This window comes from bacterium (assembly GCA_023228325.1).
Classification (GTDB): Bacteria; Auribacterota; UBA6266; order UBA6266; family UBA6266; genus UBA6266.
Window position 1 is genome coordinate 1589371 of sequence record JALOBK010000001.1, and the last position, 15968, is coordinate 1605338.

General features: G+C 40.6%; 13 protein-coding genes. 10 read left to right on the forward strand and 3 right to left on the reverse strand.

From position 1 onward, the window contains the following. Nucleotides 1–33 precede the first annotated feature (33 nt). From M0R36_07595 to M0R36_07635, 9 genes are all read left to right on the forward strand, one after another. Nucleotides 34–615, forward strand: a complete 582-nt coding sequence (locus M0R36_07595; protein ID MCK9555662.1) for a hypothetical protein — start codon at nt 34–36, stop codon at nt 613–615. A 45-nt stretch (nt 616–660) separates the two neighbouring features. Continuing rightward, nucleotides 661–861 carry a hypothetical protein gene (locus tag M0R36_07600; GenBank protein MCK9555663.1) on the forward strand — a complete coding sequence of 67 codons (201 nt, stop codon included), beginning with the start codon at nt 661–663 and terminating at the stop codon, nt 859–861. A 52-nt stretch (nt 862–913) separates the two neighbouring features. Next, nucleotides 914–2833: a tetratricopeptide repeat protein gene (locus M0R36_07605; GenBank protein MCK9555664.1), complete on the forward strand. Its 1920-nt coding sequence runs from the start codon at nt 914–916 to the stop codon at nt 2831–2833. 56 nt (nt 2834–2889) lie between these two features. Beyond that, nucleotides 2890–4932, forward strand: a complete 2043-nt coding sequence (lptD, locus tag M0R36_07610) for an LPS assembly protein LptD (GenBank protein ID MCK9555665.1) — start codon at nt 2890–2892, stop codon at nt 4930–4932. 230 nt (nt 4933–5162) lie between these two features. Further along, nucleotides 5163–6455 carry a UDP-glucose/GDP-mannose dehydrogenase family protein gene (locus M0R36_07615; protein MCK9555666.1) on the forward strand — a complete coding sequence of 431 codons (1293 nt, stop codon included), beginning with the start codon at nt 5163–5165 and terminating at the stop codon, nt 6453–6455. A 16-nt stretch (nt 6456–6471) separates the two neighbouring features. After that, nucleotides 6472–7776: a nucleotide sugar dehydrogenase gene (locus M0R36_07620; protein ID MCK9555667.1), complete on the forward strand. Its 1305-nt coding sequence runs from the start codon at nt 6472–6474 to the stop codon at nt 7774–7776. A gap of 11 nt (nt 7777–7787) precedes the next feature. Then, the gene (locus M0R36_07625; GenBank protein MCK9555668.1) at nt 7788–8729 is read left to right on the forward strand and encodes an SDR family oxidoreductase; all 942 of its coding nucleotides are present in this window, start codon (nt 7788–7790) and stop codon (nt 8727–8729) included. A gap of 8 nt (nt 8730–8737) precedes the next feature. Continuing rightward, nucleotides 8738–9844, forward strand: coding sequence for a DegT/DnrJ/EryC1/StrS family aminotransferase (locus M0R36_07630; GenBank protein ID MCK9555669.1), 1107 nt, complete (start codon nt 8738–8740; stop codon nt 9842–9844). A 2-nt stretch (nt 9845–9846) separates the two neighbouring features. Then, the gene (locus M0R36_07635) at nt 9847–10578 is read left to right on the forward strand and encodes a uracil-DNA glycosylase (GenBank protein ID MCK9555670.1); all 732 of its coding nucleotides are present in this window, start codon (nt 9847–9849) and stop codon (nt 10576–10578) included. 7 nt (nt 10579–10585) lie between these two features. On the opposite strand, the gene M0R36_07640 is transcribed toward M0R36_07635, so the two are convergent. Beyond that, a complete protein-coding gene (locus M0R36_07640; protein MCK9555671.1) occupies nt 10586–12238 on the reverse strand; it encodes a PilZ domain-containing protein in 1653 nt (550 codons plus the stop codon). A 13-nt stretch (nt 12239–12251) separates the two neighbouring features. Next, on the reverse strand, nt 12252–12626 hold the full coding sequence (locus tag M0R36_07645) for a RidA family protein (GenBank protein MCK9555672.1): 375 nt from the start codon (nt 12624–12626) through the stop codon (nt 12252–12254). A 73-nt stretch (nt 12627–12699) separates the two neighbouring features. Here M0R36_07645 and M0R36_07650 point away from each other — a divergent pair, with 73 nt between their 5' ends. Then, entirely contained in the window at nt 12700–13716 is a 1017-nt protein-coding gene (locus tag M0R36_07650; protein MCK9555673.1) for a hypothetical protein, read from the forward strand. A gap of 2 nt (nt 13717–13718) precedes the next feature. Here the strand turns inward: M0R36_07650 and priA are convergent, their stop codons facing one another. Then, nucleotides 13719–15929 (reverse strand): primosomal protein N', encoded by a 2211-nt coding sequence (priA, locus tag M0R36_07655; GenBank protein MCK9555674.1) that lies wholly within the window; start codon nt 15927–15929, stop codon nt 13719–13721. Nucleotides 15930–15968: the final 39 nt, after the last annotated feature.

Consider the following 15968-nt stretch of genomic DNA (forward strand, 5'->3'; position numbering starts at 1 on the left):
GTGATGTTTGGCAAAAAGTAAAAGGAGAATATCTTGAAAAAGATAGCGCTTTTTTTACATCTTATTTTATCCCTTTTTTCTTTTCTCCCGATTTCTTTCTGTGAGGTTGTCCATTTTAAAAACGGCCGTTCTATAGAAGGAAAAATATTAGATAAAGACAATGAGTTTATAAAGATAAAGATAAAGACTGGCGGAGAAATGATTGTGCCTGTCAGCATTGTTGCAAAGATCGAAGGTTATGATAAGAAGTTTGAGGCGGGGAAGAGCGAGGTCCCGGAGAAAAAGGCTGAAGATAAATCCTATCCGGAAATGAACAGGGATTATCTGAAAATAGTGGACAGGATAATGAAAGAGGACGAAAAGAAGCAATATTCGGGTGAAGAACCTGATATTGCGCGGGCAAAATACGATGAAGGCGAAATTTTCAGGGAAATAGTTATGATGGAGGGAATGCTTGAAGAAGAAGCGAAACAGATGTACCCTGACGACAAAACCCGAAGACAGGAATATGTAAGTTCTAAAATCAGCGAGGTCAATCAGAAAATTATGGAAAAATATAATATAACGGAAGAAAAACTTGCGGAAATTAAAATTGCCGGTTTGGGTATGGAATAATCAGCAGGCCGGATAAGCGATAAATATAAATCCTAAAGGTGAAAAATGAAGAAGCTCAAATTGTTAGTCTGCGGATCGGCCGTGATCGTGTTCCTGATTTGCCTCTATGTTTTCCTGCTGGGCAATGAAGTGTTTAAAGGCAATTTCAGCAATGACGGTTTTTCCTGGTATTTTCTTGCTAAGGGTATTTTTTGTTCTCTCACATTGTATCTTCTTTATTTAGTTCTTGAGAAGCTTGCGAAATAATATGATCCAAAGCCTGCGACTTAATTTACTGCATTACCCGCTTATATTGTTTGTGTTATGCCTTTTGGTGTATTGTAATGCCTTGTTGTGCCCTTTCATATGGGATGATAATGTCCTGATTATTGAGAATAAGCACAAAGATATATCTGAGGCAAAGGCTTTTTTCGGATCCGAGTTTTTTGATACGGATATAAGCCGGGATTATCAGGGGCAGGAAGGTTATTACAGGCCTTTCGTGCTGATATCCGTATCATTGGATTATTTCTTTTACGGACTGTCCCCATGGGGATATCATCTTACAAATATTGTTGTTCATTCTTTTAATTCCATTCTTATTTTTTTTATATTGTTTTTACTTGCCGGACGGTTGGATATATCAATTTTTGTATCTTTTTTGTTTGCCGTTCATCCCATAAATGCGGATGTAGTTTCTTATATAAGCGGCAGGACGGATTCCCTGTGCCTTTTCTTTATGCTTTTATCCCTGTTGTTTTATATAGGATATTCCCGGCTTAAAAATCCTTATTACAGGATACTGCTGTTTGCGGGCAGTGTAGTCTTATTTTTTGTAAGTTTATGTTCGAAGGAAAACGGGGTGATGCTGCCTCTTATATTAATTGCCTATGAATTTTGCTTTCTGAAGAAAAAGAAAAGCAGGTTAAGCGTCTTTCTGCCCGAACTCTTCGCCAGGATTATTCCTTATATCATTGTATTCCTTATTTATGCCTATCTCAGGGCCTCTGCTTTGAATTCGAAAGTGGAATATTTTACTGTCTGGTCAGACATGATTTTTTGGCGCGTGTATTCTATGACACCGGTTCTGGCGCGCTGGTTTCTGCTGATTATATTTCCGTATAACCTGTATTTTGAAGATTTCACACAGCCCATTGCCTACCTGATGTCCTTTAAGCATATTCTTTCAACCGCGCTGGTTTTTCTTGTTTCAGCGTGGCTGTTAATTAAGGGGAAAAAAGACAAATTTCTGCTGTTTTCGGTATTGTGGATTGCTATAACATTATTTCCGGTCAGCCATATAATCCCTGTGAGCCAATATAACATGCTGTTTACCTCCCAGCATTCCATGTATATTCCCTTAACAGGCATTTTAACCGTGCTGGGTATTTTCCTGTTAAAACTTTACAGGGCATCGGTAAAAAAACGTATTTATACAATTATTTTTCTTGTTATTCTGATAGTTTTTTCCATCAGGACTTTTATAAGGACCGAAGACTGGAGGGACCCTGTAGGATTCTATGAGAAAGAAAAGAAGATAGCGCCATTCAGCAGGCGTGTGATTAATAATTTGGGAAATACGTATTTCTATATGCGCGAATATGATAAAGCTTATGAGCAGTTTAAACTGCTTGATGATTTAAGCGGAGGGGAAAGCGTTAAGGCCCGGTGGATGTTAGGACAGATATTTGAGGAAAAAGGGCAGACAGATAAAGCAGAAAAGATATTTTTGGATATTCTGGAAAGCGACAGTAAATATGCAAAGGCGTATAACAGCCTGGGATTACTCTATGATAATAAAGGAGACAAAGAGAAAGCGTTGAGATATTACAGTTTGTCAATAGATGCCGATCCGGCTTATCACCTGCCGTATTTTAATATAGGAAGAGTGTTCCATGAACGGGGTAGTTACAATGAAGCCCTTAAATATTATTCCCGTTGTCTTGCGGAAAACCCTTATTATATTCAGGCTGCCGTAAATTCAGGTAATATTTACCTTTCTGCGGGTAATTATACGAGCGCCGCTTCAATGTTTAAATATGCTGAAAATATTGATGGTTCGGACCCGTACCTGTTAGTAAATATGGCTATATATTACGCCAGGACAAAGGATTATAACAGGTCTCTTGAGATATTGAAAAAAGCTAAAGAAATATGCGGTAAAACCAAGCCGGAACTGGTTCCCCAGATAGAAAAAATAGAGAGGGAATTACCGGCCCGTCAGTCTAATAAATATTGAAACACTGTTTATCACTGTGATATAGTCTTTTCTCGAATATCATTAATAGGGTATATATGAAAAAAATATTGCTGTTTTGTTTCAATATAGTATTTTTTGCCGTCTGTACTAATGTTATGTCTGATTCGTCTGTTGATGGGCCGGTCACGGTTGACGGCGACAATGTATCTTATGACCGCAATTCACAGTCTCTGTCCGCTTCGGGTAATGTTGTTGTTGAGTATATGGATATGAAGCTTACCGCGGATACGATAAAATTGCAGGTCGAAAAAAAGGAAGTCAGCGCTTCAGGCAATGTTAAGCTGTACAGGGCGGGCAATATTTATCAGGCTGACACTGTTGTGTATAACTTTGAAACCGGCGCCGCTGATATTATGCATTGTAAATACAGTATGCATCCCATGTACGGAGGTGTCGAAAGGGTCGAAAAACTGGATGACAAGATTTTTGTCGCGACCAGGGCAAATGCAACGACAAGTGATTTTGACGAGCCGGAATACCGGGTGGAAGGCAAGCACATTAAAATATATCTCGGGGATAAGATAGTAATCAAAGACGCGATTGTTTATATAGGGAAAGTGCCTGTTTTTTACTGGCCGTATTATTCAAGGTCATTGGATGACGATAAACCCAAATTTTTCGTGATTCCCGGACATGATTCCGAATGGGGGGCGTTTGTGTTAACGGGAATGAACTGGAAAATTGATGAAAATATCAAGGGGACATTACATGTTGATTACCGTTCAAAGCGCGGTATCGCATACGGCAGTGATATCATATATAAGCAGGCCCATATCCAGGGAGAAGTGAATACTTATCATGTATGGGACAGAAGCAGGCAATTGGATGACGGGACTCACATTCATGATAACAACAGGTATCGCGTTAAATGGAAACACAGGCAGATTCTCAGAGATGACATCACTTTTTTCGCCGAGTTCAGCAAGCAAAGCGACGAGGATATCATAAAAGATTTTTTCAGAAAGGAATATTCCAGGGAAATTCAACCCAGAACCCATGCTGATATAACAAAATACGGAGATAATTTCAAAGTCAGCGTTTCAACAAGAAAAAGGCTTAATACATTTTATAATGTGGTTGAAAGGTTGCCGCAGGTCAATATTGACCTGATAAACCAGAAGTTATGGAATACTCCCTTCTACTACGAAAGTTCCAATTCGGCGGCTTATCTTAATTACGATAAAGATTTTTTTAAGCATAGGGAATACAGTTCCGGCAGGATTGATACGTTTCACAGGTTCTGCCTGCCGATAAATTATTTCAATTTTTTATCTGTAAATCCTTATGCGGAATACAGGGGTACATTTTATACCAATGCTGTTGACGACCGTAATGATATTATGAGAAACATTTTAACTGCCGGTGTTGAGACCTCAACGAAGTTCTACAAGGTATTTAATGTGGAAAACAGTTTTTTTGATATACATGATATAAGGCATGTCTTCCAGCCTCAGGTTGTTTATACATATACTTATAAACCGGATAAAAGGCCTGACGAACTCTATAAGTTCGACTGGATTGATTCGATAGACAGGAGAGATTCCCTTAGATACGGTTTCCGCAATACATTCCAGACCAAAAGACAGGATGTGTCCACGGATTTACTGGATATTTACGTATATATAGATATGTTCCTTAAAAAGGACAGGGATAATAACGGCGATAGGTTTTCAAATCTCTTTTCAGAGTTGGAATTTCGGCCTTTCAACTGGTTATATGTTGACCTGGATTCAAGCTTTAATTCCTACAGCGGGCAATTTGATGAAGTTAATTCTGTTATAGGGCTGACTCCCTTGAAGAATCTTAAGATATCTGTTGGACAGAGATATCTTAAGGATTACAGTAACTTATGGACCACGTCTCTCAGTATCCGGTTTCTTGAAAAATGGAGGTTTGATACATATCTTCGTTTTGAAACAAGCGACGGGAAGCTGCAGGAACAGGAATACAAGATAACCAGGAATTTTCACTGCTGGGAAACCTCTTTTTCTTATGCCAAAAGAGGGGATGAAAATATGTTTTATGTCGCTTTCTGGCTGACCGCATTTCCTGAGTCGCAGGCGGAAGTTGGATATTAAGAAAGGCGCAAATACGAAATTTAAAGAATACAAAGAATGCAACCATAGATGCACACAGATAAAAAAAGCAAAAACATATAGCTATCTTAAAAATAATTACGATATTTATCTGTGGTTAAAAAAGTTTTTTGCAAATTTAAAAATCAGCGGTGTTTAATGAATTTAATAGCGGAACTTCCCCCCTGTGTTGGTTTCAGGCGGGGGCAGTGTTGTGAATAGAAGGGGGTTTAATGAAAACGGCTGTTATTGGTGCGGGATATGTCGGTTTGGTTACGGGAGCTTGTCTTGCCGAGCTTGGTCATAAAGTGGTTTGTATCGACAGCAATAAAGCGAAAATCGCGGCTTTGAAAGCCGGTAAAATTCCTATTTATGAACCCGGCTTGGACAAACTTATCGTTAAAAACAGAGCGCGCCGCAGGTTAACTTTTGCCACATCCATTAAATCTGCGGTTGAAAATTCAGAGATAATATTTATTGCTGTGAATACTCCCCCGAGGCTTGACGGAAGCGCAGACTTAAGTTATGTTGCCGGAGTAGCGCATGAAATAGCCGTATTGATGAAAGATTATAAAATAATAGTTGATAAATCCACTGTCCCCGTCAGAACCGGTGAAAAAGTTGCGGAAACAATAAAAAGATACAGCAAAAAGAATATGGATTTTGACGTGGTTTCCAACCCCGAGTTTTTAAGGGAAGGGTCTGCAATCCATGATGCCATGAATCCCGACCGCATAGTCATAGGCGTTACGAGCAGCAAGTCCGCTGAAAAGATGAAGGAACTTTATAAAAAATTAAAGGCTCCTGTAATAATTACGGATATAAAAAGCGCGGAACTTATTAAGCATGCGTCAAATGCTTTTCTGGCTTTGAAAATTTCTTTTGTAAATGCCATCGCAAACATTTGCGAAAAAAGCGGGGCAAATGTGGAGGAAGTGGCTTCGGGAATGGGCCTGGACAGGAGGATCGGCAGGACTTTCCTGAATGCCGGGATAGGTTACGGAGGGTCATGTTTTCCGAAGGATGTCTCTGCTTTCATTAAGATAGCCGAGGATCTCGGCTATCATTTTTCGCTGTTGAAAGAAGTCGAGGAAATCAATAACCGGCAGAAGGTTTTTTTCGTTAAAAAGATAATAGATGCTTTGTGGGTTGTAAAAAATAAAACTATAGCCGTGATGGGCCTTTCTTTTAAACCGGATACGGATGATATGAGAAATGCGCCTTCAATTGATATAATCAATATGCTTAAGAAAGAGGGGGCTAAAATACGTGTTTATGATCCCCGGGCGATGAAAACGGCGAGGAATATGCTGAAGGGAGTTACTTTCTGTAAAAACCCTTATCACGCGGCGCAGGGATGCGACGCGATTGTAATACTTACAGAATGGGATGAATTTAAAAATCTGAATTTGAAAAAAATAAAGAAACTGCTTTCCCATCCTATAATAATCGACGGGAGGAACATCTTCGATCCGCTGAAAATGATTGAGGAAGGTTTTATTTATAAAAGTGTCGGGCGCGAATAATATTTTAGGAGGATAAATGGATATAAAGAAAAAAATATCTGAAAAAAAATGCCGGGTCGGCATTATAGGGCTGGGGTATGTTGGGCTGCCTTTAGCGGTTGAATTCGGCCACTCAGGATTTCATGTTACCGGATTTGATGTCAACATCGATAAAGTGGATTCCGTAAACAGGGGCGTTTCTTATGTGGAAGATGTGAGTTCGGGCGAATTGAAGAAGATAGTAAATAAGGGGTTATTCAGGGCGACGGCCGATTTTTCGGGTTTAAAAAATATAGATGCTGTTATAATCTGCGTCCCTACCCCGCTCAGGAAAACCAGAGACCCCGACCTGTCGTATATAATTGAATCTACGGAGAGAATTGCCGAGCATCTGCATAAAGGCCAGTTAGTCGTACTGGAGAGCACGACTTATCCCGGCACTTGCGAAGAAGTCATAATGCCGATACTCGAAAATAAAGGGTTTAAAACGGGAAAAGATTTTTATATGGCGTTTTCCCCTGAGAGAGTTGATCCGGGAAATAAGCATTTCAGAACGAGAGATATACCGAAGGTTATCGGGGGATATACTGAAAAATGCACCGAAGTCGCAACACTGCTGTACAAACATGTGATAATTGAGATTATACCTGTTTCATCTATAAAAGTCGCGGAGATGGTAAAGCTTTTGGAAAATACTTACAGGGCGGTTAATATAGGGCTGGTGAACGAAATCGCGATGATGTGCGACCGCATGGGTATAAACGTGTGGGAAGTAATTGACGGCGCCGCCTCCAAACCGTTTGGTTTCACTCCGTTTTTCCCGGGACCCGGTTTAGGCGGGCACTGTCTGCCTATAGACCCTTTATATCTTTCCTGGAAGGCGAAGAGTTATAATTTCGAAGCGAGGTTTATTGAACTTGCGTCCCAGATTAATTCATTTATGCCCCATCATGTCATAAATAAGTTGCTTGAGATATTGAATATGAAGGGGAAATGCCTGAAAAATTCCAGAATACTGGTGCTTGGTGTCGCGTATAAGAAGAATGTAGGGGATACCAGGGAGTCCCCGGCGCTGGATATTCTGGAAAAGCTTGTTAGTGCGGGGGGCAAAGTGAATTATTGCGACCCGTATGTTCCTATAATTGCGAATGAGAAAATTAAGCTTTCAAACAGCAAACTTTCAAAAAAGCTGGTTTCATCTTCCGATTGCATCCTTATATTAACCGACCATGACTATTTTGACCTTAATTTAATCCTGAAACATTCAAAGCTGATATTCGATACGAGAAATGCATTAAAGGTTGTTCCGCGGAGATACAGGAAAAAAGTTGTTAAATTATGATTGGAGAGAAAATGGCGCTGTATTTGGTAACGGGAGGGGCGGGTTTTATCGGTTCAAATATTGCTGAAAAGCTCGTCGAAACGGGTAATAAGGTAAGGGTGTTCGATAGCCTCCTTACCGGGAAAAAAGAAAATATCTCGCATTTTTCCGATAAAATAGATTTTATCGAGGGGGACATAAGAGATAAATCTGCGACAGATCTTGCGACTAAAGGCGTTGATTATATTTTGCATGAAGCGGCCCTTCCTTCCGTCCAGAGGTCTGTGGAAGATCCTGTAACGACAAACGATATTAATATATCCGGCACGTTGAATCTTCTGATTTCCGCAAGAAACAACGGCGTAAAACGATTTGTTTTTGCGTCTTCATCATCTGTCTACGGCGATTCCGAACATCTCCCCAAAAGGGAGGATATGGTCCCTAATCCGCTGTCGGCATACGCCCTTTCCAAGTTAACAGGGGAGTATTATTGCAAAATTTTTTATGACCTGTATGGCCTTGAAACCATTTGTCTCCGTTATTTCAATGTCTTTGGCCCCAGGCAGGATCCGCAAAGTGATTATGCGGCTGTTATTCCCATGTTTATCAACGCTATTATATCAGCCGGGAAACCTGTAATTTACGGAGACGGGAAGCAGTCCAGGGATTTTACTTTTGTCCATAATGTTGTGGAGGCTAACCTTATTGCCTGCAGCGCTCCCAGAAAAGCTGTCGGTAAGGTATATAATGTTGCGTGCGGAGACAGGTATTCCCTGCTGTGTTTGTTGGATAACTTGAGAAAAATATCCGGTGTTAATGTGGATCCCGTTTTTGAAAAGGCGCGGCTCGGAGATGTGAAACACAGCCAGGCAGACATAGAAAAAGCAAAAAAGTATCTTGGTTTAAAACCTCATATTGGATTTACCGATGGTTTGAAAAAAACGTTTGAATGGTATAAAGAAAATAATGCTTAGGCGGTAAAATGAATATCCCGATTATTGATTTGGGTAAACTGTATAAAGAGATTAAGCCTGAAATTGATGCAGCGGTATCAAAAGTTATTGCTGATGCGAAATTTATTTTAGGGCCTGAAGTATCTGAAATAGAAAAGAAGATTGCCGGATACTGCGGATCAAAATACGCTGTCGGTTGCGCGTCGGGAACAGATGCCATACTGTTATCGCTGATGTCGCTGGGGGTAGAACCCGGAGATGAAATTATTACGACTCCATTTACTTTTTTTGCTACAGCAGGGTCTATTTCTCGGGCCGGCGCGATACCCGTTTTTGTGGATATAGAACCGGGAACTTTTAATTTGAACCCGGAGCTGGTTGAGACAAAAATAACCAAGAGAACAAAAGGAATTTTGCCTGTGCATCTTTTTGGGCAGATAGTTGATATGGATCCGCTTATAAATCTGAAAAAGAGATACAACCTTTTTATTGTTGAAGACGCATGCCAAGCCATAGGCGCAAAATATAAAAATAAGATCGCGGGTTCAATAGGAGACGCGGGTTGTTTCAGTTTTTTTCCTACGAAAAATCTTGGCGGTTTCGGTGACGGAGGGATGCTGGTAACGGATGATTCCGATGTCTATGAAAAAGCAAAATCTCTCAGGGTGCATGGAAGCAGGGACAGGTATTACCATGATTATATCGGTATAAACAGCCGGCTTGATACCATTCAGGCGGCAATTCTTCTCGCGGAAATAAAATATCTGGATAAATGGACGGAAAAAAGAAGAAAAAACGCTTCTCTGTATAATAGTTTGTTCCGCGGAATAAACAGTGTACAGCTTCCTGTGGAGAAAAAGTATCTTTACCATGTGTATAATCAATATACTTTGCGCGTAAAAAACAGGGCCGGTCTTATTAATGCTCTTGAAAAAGAGGAGATAGGATACGGTATTTACTATCCTCTTCCGTTACACATGCAAGATTGCTATAAGCACCTTGGTTATAAGAAAGGTGATTTTCCCGAGTCGGAAAAAGCTTCTGAAGAGGTTATTTCCATACCTGTCCATCCGTTTTTGAGCAAAGAGTTAATAAATAAAATCGCGGATACGGTGCGTAATTTTTACGGAGTATAATTTTGGATAATAAAATAAAAAATGATTTGGCGGATCTTGTAGATTCCACAATAGGTTATCTGAAGGGAAAAAAGAAAAAAGGGATAAATTTTGTTGCTTCTTCCGCCCCGGCCGTTCAAAAAGGTGTTTCCCGAAGGCCGGATTTATTTGAATCGGGTATATCCGATACCGAAATAAGCGCGGTTGGCAGTTTGGAAACATTAAAGGCGATGGTCGGCAAATGCAGAAAATGCCCCCTGGGAAATTTACGAAAAAATGCGGTATTCGGAGAGGGGAATCCTGCTGCCGGCCTTATGTTTATTGGTGAAGCGCCGGGTTCCGAAGAAGACCTGCAGGGAAAGCCTTTTGTCGGGAGAGCCGGACAATTACTGACCGATATCATTACAAAAGGCATGAAACTGCGCAGAGAGGATGTTTTTATAGCGAACATTTTAAAATGCCGCCCTCCCGAAAATAGAAATCCTTTACCCGAAGAAATCAATTGCTGTGAACCCTACTTATTAAAACAGATAGAGTTTATAAAACCGAAGGTCATTTGCACGTTAGGGAACTTTGCCGCTCAGACATTGCTCAAGACGCGCGAGGGAATCACTAAAATAAGAGGAAGATTTTTTGATTACAGGGGAATTAAATTGATGCCGACCTTTCACCCTGCCTACCTTCTCAGGAATTATTCGCGGAAAAACAGAGAATATGTATGGGAAGACGTTAAAAAGATACTGGACGAGATCTGATTTTCTCTTATCTGTGCTGTTCCACGTAATCTATTATCTTTTCTTTAGATAGTTGTGATATGTCCGTGAAGTTTATTGCGAATCCTACACTGTCATTTATTCCCGAATAGGATGTGAGAAAGCGCACTACGGGTCCTTTGATATGGACAGGATCCCGGCTGCCTGGTAAATACAGTTCTACTTCAGTCATTGAGCCGAGTAATACGGGTTCTTTTTTGTGCAATGGAATTTCTATTACAGCTCCGCTTGCGCTGATGTTCGAAATTTTGGACGATATGCGTTCGGGTATTAAATTTAAATATTTTAATTCATTCCTTATGATTTTTGTGGTTGCATTGAGATTTGTGTTGGCCCGGGGACATTTTCTCCTGTGTCTCTTCTTATCCATCGTTTCCAGCGGAGAATGGCTGTCATCAACTGGATCTGCGGATATGGTTCCGATTTCTTTTAATATCATCTGAGCCTTGAAATTGTTGGCGTTCTGTTCAATCAGATCCTGACAGATAGCTTTTGCCTTATCTTTTTCTCCTTTTTTAACATATGATTCCGCAATGGATTCCGAACATTTTATAATTTTCCGGTTTATATCTGGGAAGTCGGGTTTTTCATTTGAGATTGAATTAAAATAACCGAATGCTGTTTCATATTCGCCTTCGGAAAGGAAAGCCGTTCCCAGCCAATACCTTGCTTTTGTATTTTCATTGTCGACTTCAAGCGCTTTCAGGTAGAAATCTTTTGAGGCCTCAAGGTTCTGCGGTCCTTCCATTTTTCTGTAAACATCTCCAAGCCTGTTGTATAGGCTTGCGCATTTTTTATTTAATTTCAAAGCTTCCTGATAATAAAAAATCCCGTCCTTTATAAACTCTCCTTTTTTTACAAAACAGCAGATATCACCGAGGGCGACATACGCCGGGAAATGGTAGTCCATTTTTGGGGGTTTTAGAAGATACTTGGCTTTTTCCGCCCTTATGATGGAAAGGAGTATTTTTTCTGCGATATCATACCGGTCCACCCTTATGCATACAATGCCGGCCCTGTAAAGCAGATCGGTAAATGAAGAGCCCAATTCCCTGCATATTTCGTAAACTTCGATTTTATCTTCTTCGGATACGATATAACATCTTCCTAACTCCTCGAGTATAAAACTGTCTCTCAGCCCAAATTTTTTAAACGCTCTTTCACACCATGATTTATACTCTGCCGACCGGTATTTCTGGTAAGGAGACCATTGAGTGTCAATATGCCGTATAAGCAGCGACAATACCTGGGGAGTATCCTTCTCCATCTGGATAAGGCTTTTTATCATCTGGACATGTGTATCATTCAAAGAAGATATTTTTGGAATTAACTTGTCAAGAAAAGGCATATTCTCCTCTGGATTAAAGTCATAGCCGATGGCTTCCAGCAAAGAAGAAAAGGCTGATTCATAATTACATTTTGAAAGTTCTATTTTTGATCTGAAGAAAAACAGTTCGGAAATGAATTCACGCGGGATAAAGCTTTTTTCCTTTAGTGTTGAGATTAGCTTGTTGCATTCCGACTCGGCAAGGGAAAACTCGTTATCCTGAATTAATTTTTCCAGTCCATGTAATTTTTTCTTTTCAGACCAATTTATCATAACCACTCTGATTATACCATAAATGCTATCAATACGCTTCAAATGTGTCAACTTATTAAAGGGCGGCTATTACCGAAATTTCTACAGAGGCTCCTTTGGGCAGAGAAGATATCACTACTGTTGTCCTTGCGGGATACGGTTCTGAGAAAAAAGAGCCGTATGCCTCGTTAACTTCTGCAAAACAGTCCATTCTGGTTAGGAAAATTTCCGTTTTGATTATGTTCTTATATGTACAACCGGCTTTCTTCAGTATCTCACCTACATTCTTTAAAATAGTTTTTGTCTGAAGGGCCGGGCTTCCGGTAACCGGTTTGCCGGTTGACGGGTCTATCGGTATCTGGCCCGAAACAAACAGCAGATTATTCGATAATATTGCCTGGGAATAGGGACCTATTGCCTTGGGAGCCGAATTTGTGGTAATCTGTTTCATATATCACTCCTTCTTGTTTTTATTGCCGCTTAATGTAAATTTAACAATATATTTTAAACAGGGGAACTGAAAAATGAAAACATTTTTTAAAAAATCAATTTTGCTTGTGATTATCATGGGGTTGGCCTTTTCCAGTGATGTGTTTTCCGAAAATGCCGAAAATTCTGAAGAAAACATGCAGAATATGCATGCCACCGGTTTGTTTATGCTTTCTAAAGGGAAAATGGGCTCTGCCGGCCAAAAATTTACCGAGGCGGGGGAGATAGCCGTCTTACTGCAATCATGGCAGGGATGTATGGAGTCAGGTTACGGCCTTCTGGCGTGTAATAAACCCGATGAAAGCATTAAGTATTTCGGAGAAGCTTTTATAATTGCCCAAAATAATTCCGATTGGAGGGGATGCCTGGCAGCAAGTGTTGCGCTGTTGAATATGCCTTTGGAGTTTAAAGTGAAAGCTAAAGGGCAAGCTGCCATAGATTCTTCATATAAAATCGCATTGTCTGCAAGGAACCTTTACGGGCTTGTCGAAATTGCTAAAGTAGCGTTGGAAATGAAGAATATTGACATGTCTATGAAATGCCTTGAGGAAGCAAGGCTTCTTGCTGAGGAGGGGCAGAGCGCCAATGGAATGAACCGGATAGCCGCAGTTTATAAAATGATGGGCAGAAAAGATGATGCGGGGGAATGTTACCTTATGGCTAAAAAGTTCAGAAAAGGCGATAAGGAGATAGTCCCTCCGCCTCCGGGTTGGAACCCTGCCGGGGAAACGGTGGCCGGACCGAAAGAAATTCCTGTAGAAACCCAGAAAGCTTTGAGGGCCTCCGCCGATTCTCAAATAGACAGGAATGCCGCGGAAGAAAAAGAGGCGAAAAGGCTGAAACTTGAGAAAGAGAAGATTGAGTCGGAAAAATATCAATATGCCGTTGCGTATACACCCTATTATTCTTATCCTTTCGTATCTTATAATACATGGAGGCCTTTCGGCTATAGATATGTAAATTCATGGGCAACCGACAGGCTTGGGTTTTATTATAGAAGCGGCGACAGGTATTTCAGATTTGACTACTACGACAGGCACCACCGGCATTAATTTTACAATAAAGACAGGGGATCAACATCAGCGGATATTTTTATTCCTTTTATCGAAGATGATTTGTTTAACAACTCCTTTGCCGTTTCGTGCAGTTTTCGGATATTCTGGCTTTTTAGCAATATCTGCCATCTGAAGTTGGATTTTGTTTTTTGAATCGCTGCCGGAGCGGGGCCTAAGATATCGATGCCGTCAGGTTTATTTTTAAGAACGGTTCCGTGCAGGAACTCGGCTTTATTTTGGACATGCGCCTCATTTTTTCCGGAGATGGTAAAGTTTATGATATGGGTAAAGGGAGGATATTTGAGTTCCTTGCGGAACTGTAGCTCTTTATTGATGAAGTCCATATAAGAATGTTTAGCGGAAGAAGTTACAGAGTAATGACCGGGCAAACATGTCTGTATTATAACCTTACCCGGCACAGCGCCTCTTCCTGATCTTCCCGAGACCTGTGTGAGCAGTTGATAGGTGACTTCGGCGGAACGGAAGTCAGGCAGAGAAAGAGATAAATCGGCAAATATTATTCCTACTAAGGTAACATCGGGAAAGTCCAGACCTTTTGCCACCATTTGAGTCCCTATCAGGATATCGTATTTTTTATTTGCGAAATCTGTTAATAGTTTTCTGTGGGCATTCCTGAAAGAAGTTGTGTCAGAGTCCATCCTGAGCAGTTTTGCGTGAGGGAATAGTTTCTGAATATGATATTCAACTTTTTCTGTGCCAAGTCCGAGCTGTGTTAGTTTTGGATTTGAACACGTCGGACATACAGATGAAAGCCTTCTGTGATAACCGCACAAATGGCAAAAAAGCGATTTTTTTGATTTATGATATGTCATTGATATACTGCAATTTTTGCATTTTATTGTTTCGCCGCAGGACGGACATATTATAGATGATGAGAAGCCCCTCCTGTTAATGAACAGAATGGTTTGTTCTTTTCTTGAGATTCTTGACTCTATTTCTCCGGCCAATTCTTCAGAACATGATAGTTTTATATTTTGCCTGTCCGAACGCATGTCAATGACTTCCACTGAAGGAAGTGTTTTTCCGTCTACTCTGTTCGGTAGTGAGAGTAATTTGTATTTTCCCGCGGTTGTGTTATAGTATGATTCCAACGACGGTGTAGCAGAGCCTAGAACCACCACGGCATTTTCCAGCTTGCCCCTCATTACCGCGACATCTCTCGCATTGTACCTGGGGCTGTCTTCCTGTTTATAACTTCTTTCATGTTCTTCGTCCACGATTATTAGGCCCAAATCCTTAACAGGGGCGAAAATGGCCGATCTGGCGCCGATTACTATCTTTGCGAGTCCTTTGGAAATTTTTTCCCACTGTTCTGAACGCTGTCCGTCAGACAGGCCGCTGTGAATAATTGCCAGAGGCTCGCTTATTCTCCTCCGGAATCTGTCAATTGTTTGAGGGGTAAGTGATATTTCCGGAACCAGGACTATAGCTCCTTTTGAATGTTGGAGCGCGTGATTTATTGAATTGATATAAATTTCTGTTTTCCCGCTTCCCGTTACGCCATGGAGCAGATAGGAGCAGAATTCATTTTTTTGTATCGATCCGGTTATTTTTTTTAAGGAACTTTCCTGTTCCTTCGTTAACTTGATTTCATGTACAAGAGGATAGGGGAAAGATATTTCGTCTTTTTCGGAAGCGCAAACCGGCCTCAGAGAAAGAACCCCTTTTTCAACCAGGGAAATTATCGCCTGTTTTGAGCATTTTGCGGCGGATACAAGTTTTGGCATATCGAATTCTTTTTTTTCCGTATGAGAACAGATAAACCGCAGGACAGAGGACTGCTTTGGCGATTTTTTACGCATTTTTTCCGCTATATCCGAAAGACGGTCTAAGGGTAAAGAAGAAATGACCCTGTAATCCTTTCTTCCTTTTATGTTTTTTCTTACACCTGGAGGGAGAAAAGACCTGTAAACTATGCCGAGAGGACACAAATAATATTCCGATAACCACGACGCAAGTTTTATCAGATTTTGGGAAAGCGCCGGTTTTTCATTTATGACACTGATGATTTCTTTCAATTTAGGCCGGGTTGAAGTATGGGATATATTTATAATATACCCGCGCAGAATTTTATTCCTGAAAGGGACTTTTACCATTGTGCCGGGGGAAATGGCCGAAAGCAGGTTTTCCGGAATAATGTAATCAAATTCCATGAATACGGGAATTTCCAATACAACTTTTGCGATCATAATGAAGAATGTTATCACAATGCTTAAGATCAAGAAATC

Bases quoted from the DNA above. Each gene is read 5' to 3' on its own strand.
- M0R36_07600 (MCK9555663.1), top strand. From the start codon at position 661: ATGAAGAAGCTCAAATTGTTAGTCTGCGGATCGGCCGTGATCGTGTTC.
- lptD (MCK9555665.1), top strand. From the start codon at position 2,890: ATGAAAAAAATATTGCTGTTTTGTTTCAATATAGTATTTTTTGCCGTC.
- M0R36_07615 (MCK9555666.1), top strand. From the start codon at position 5,163: ATGAAAACGGCTGTTATTGGTGCGGGATATGTCGGTTTGGTTACGGGA.
- M0R36_07620 (MCK9555667.1), top strand. From the start codon at position 6,472: ATGGATATAAAGAAAAAAATATCTGAAAAAAAATGCCGGGTCGGCATT.
- M0R36_07625 (MCK9555668.1), top strand. From the start codon at position 7,788: ATGGCGCTGTATTTGGTAACGGGAGGGGCGGGTTTTATCGGTTCAAAT.
- M0R36_07630 (MCK9555669.1), top strand. From the start codon at position 8,738: ATGAATATCCCGATTATTGATTTGGGTAAACTGTATAAAGAGATTAAG.
- M0R36_07645 (MCK9555672.1), bottom strand. From the start codon at position 12,626: ATGAAACAGATTACCACAAATTCGGCTCCCAAGGCAATAGGTCCCTAT.
- M0R36_07650 (MCK9555673.1), top strand. From the start codon at position 12,700: ATGAAAACATTTTTTAAAAAATCAATTTTGCTTGTGATTATCATGGGG.
- priA (MCK9555674.1), bottom strand. From the start codon at position 15,929: ATGATCGCAAAAGTTGTATTGGAAATTCCCGTATTCATGGAATTTGAT.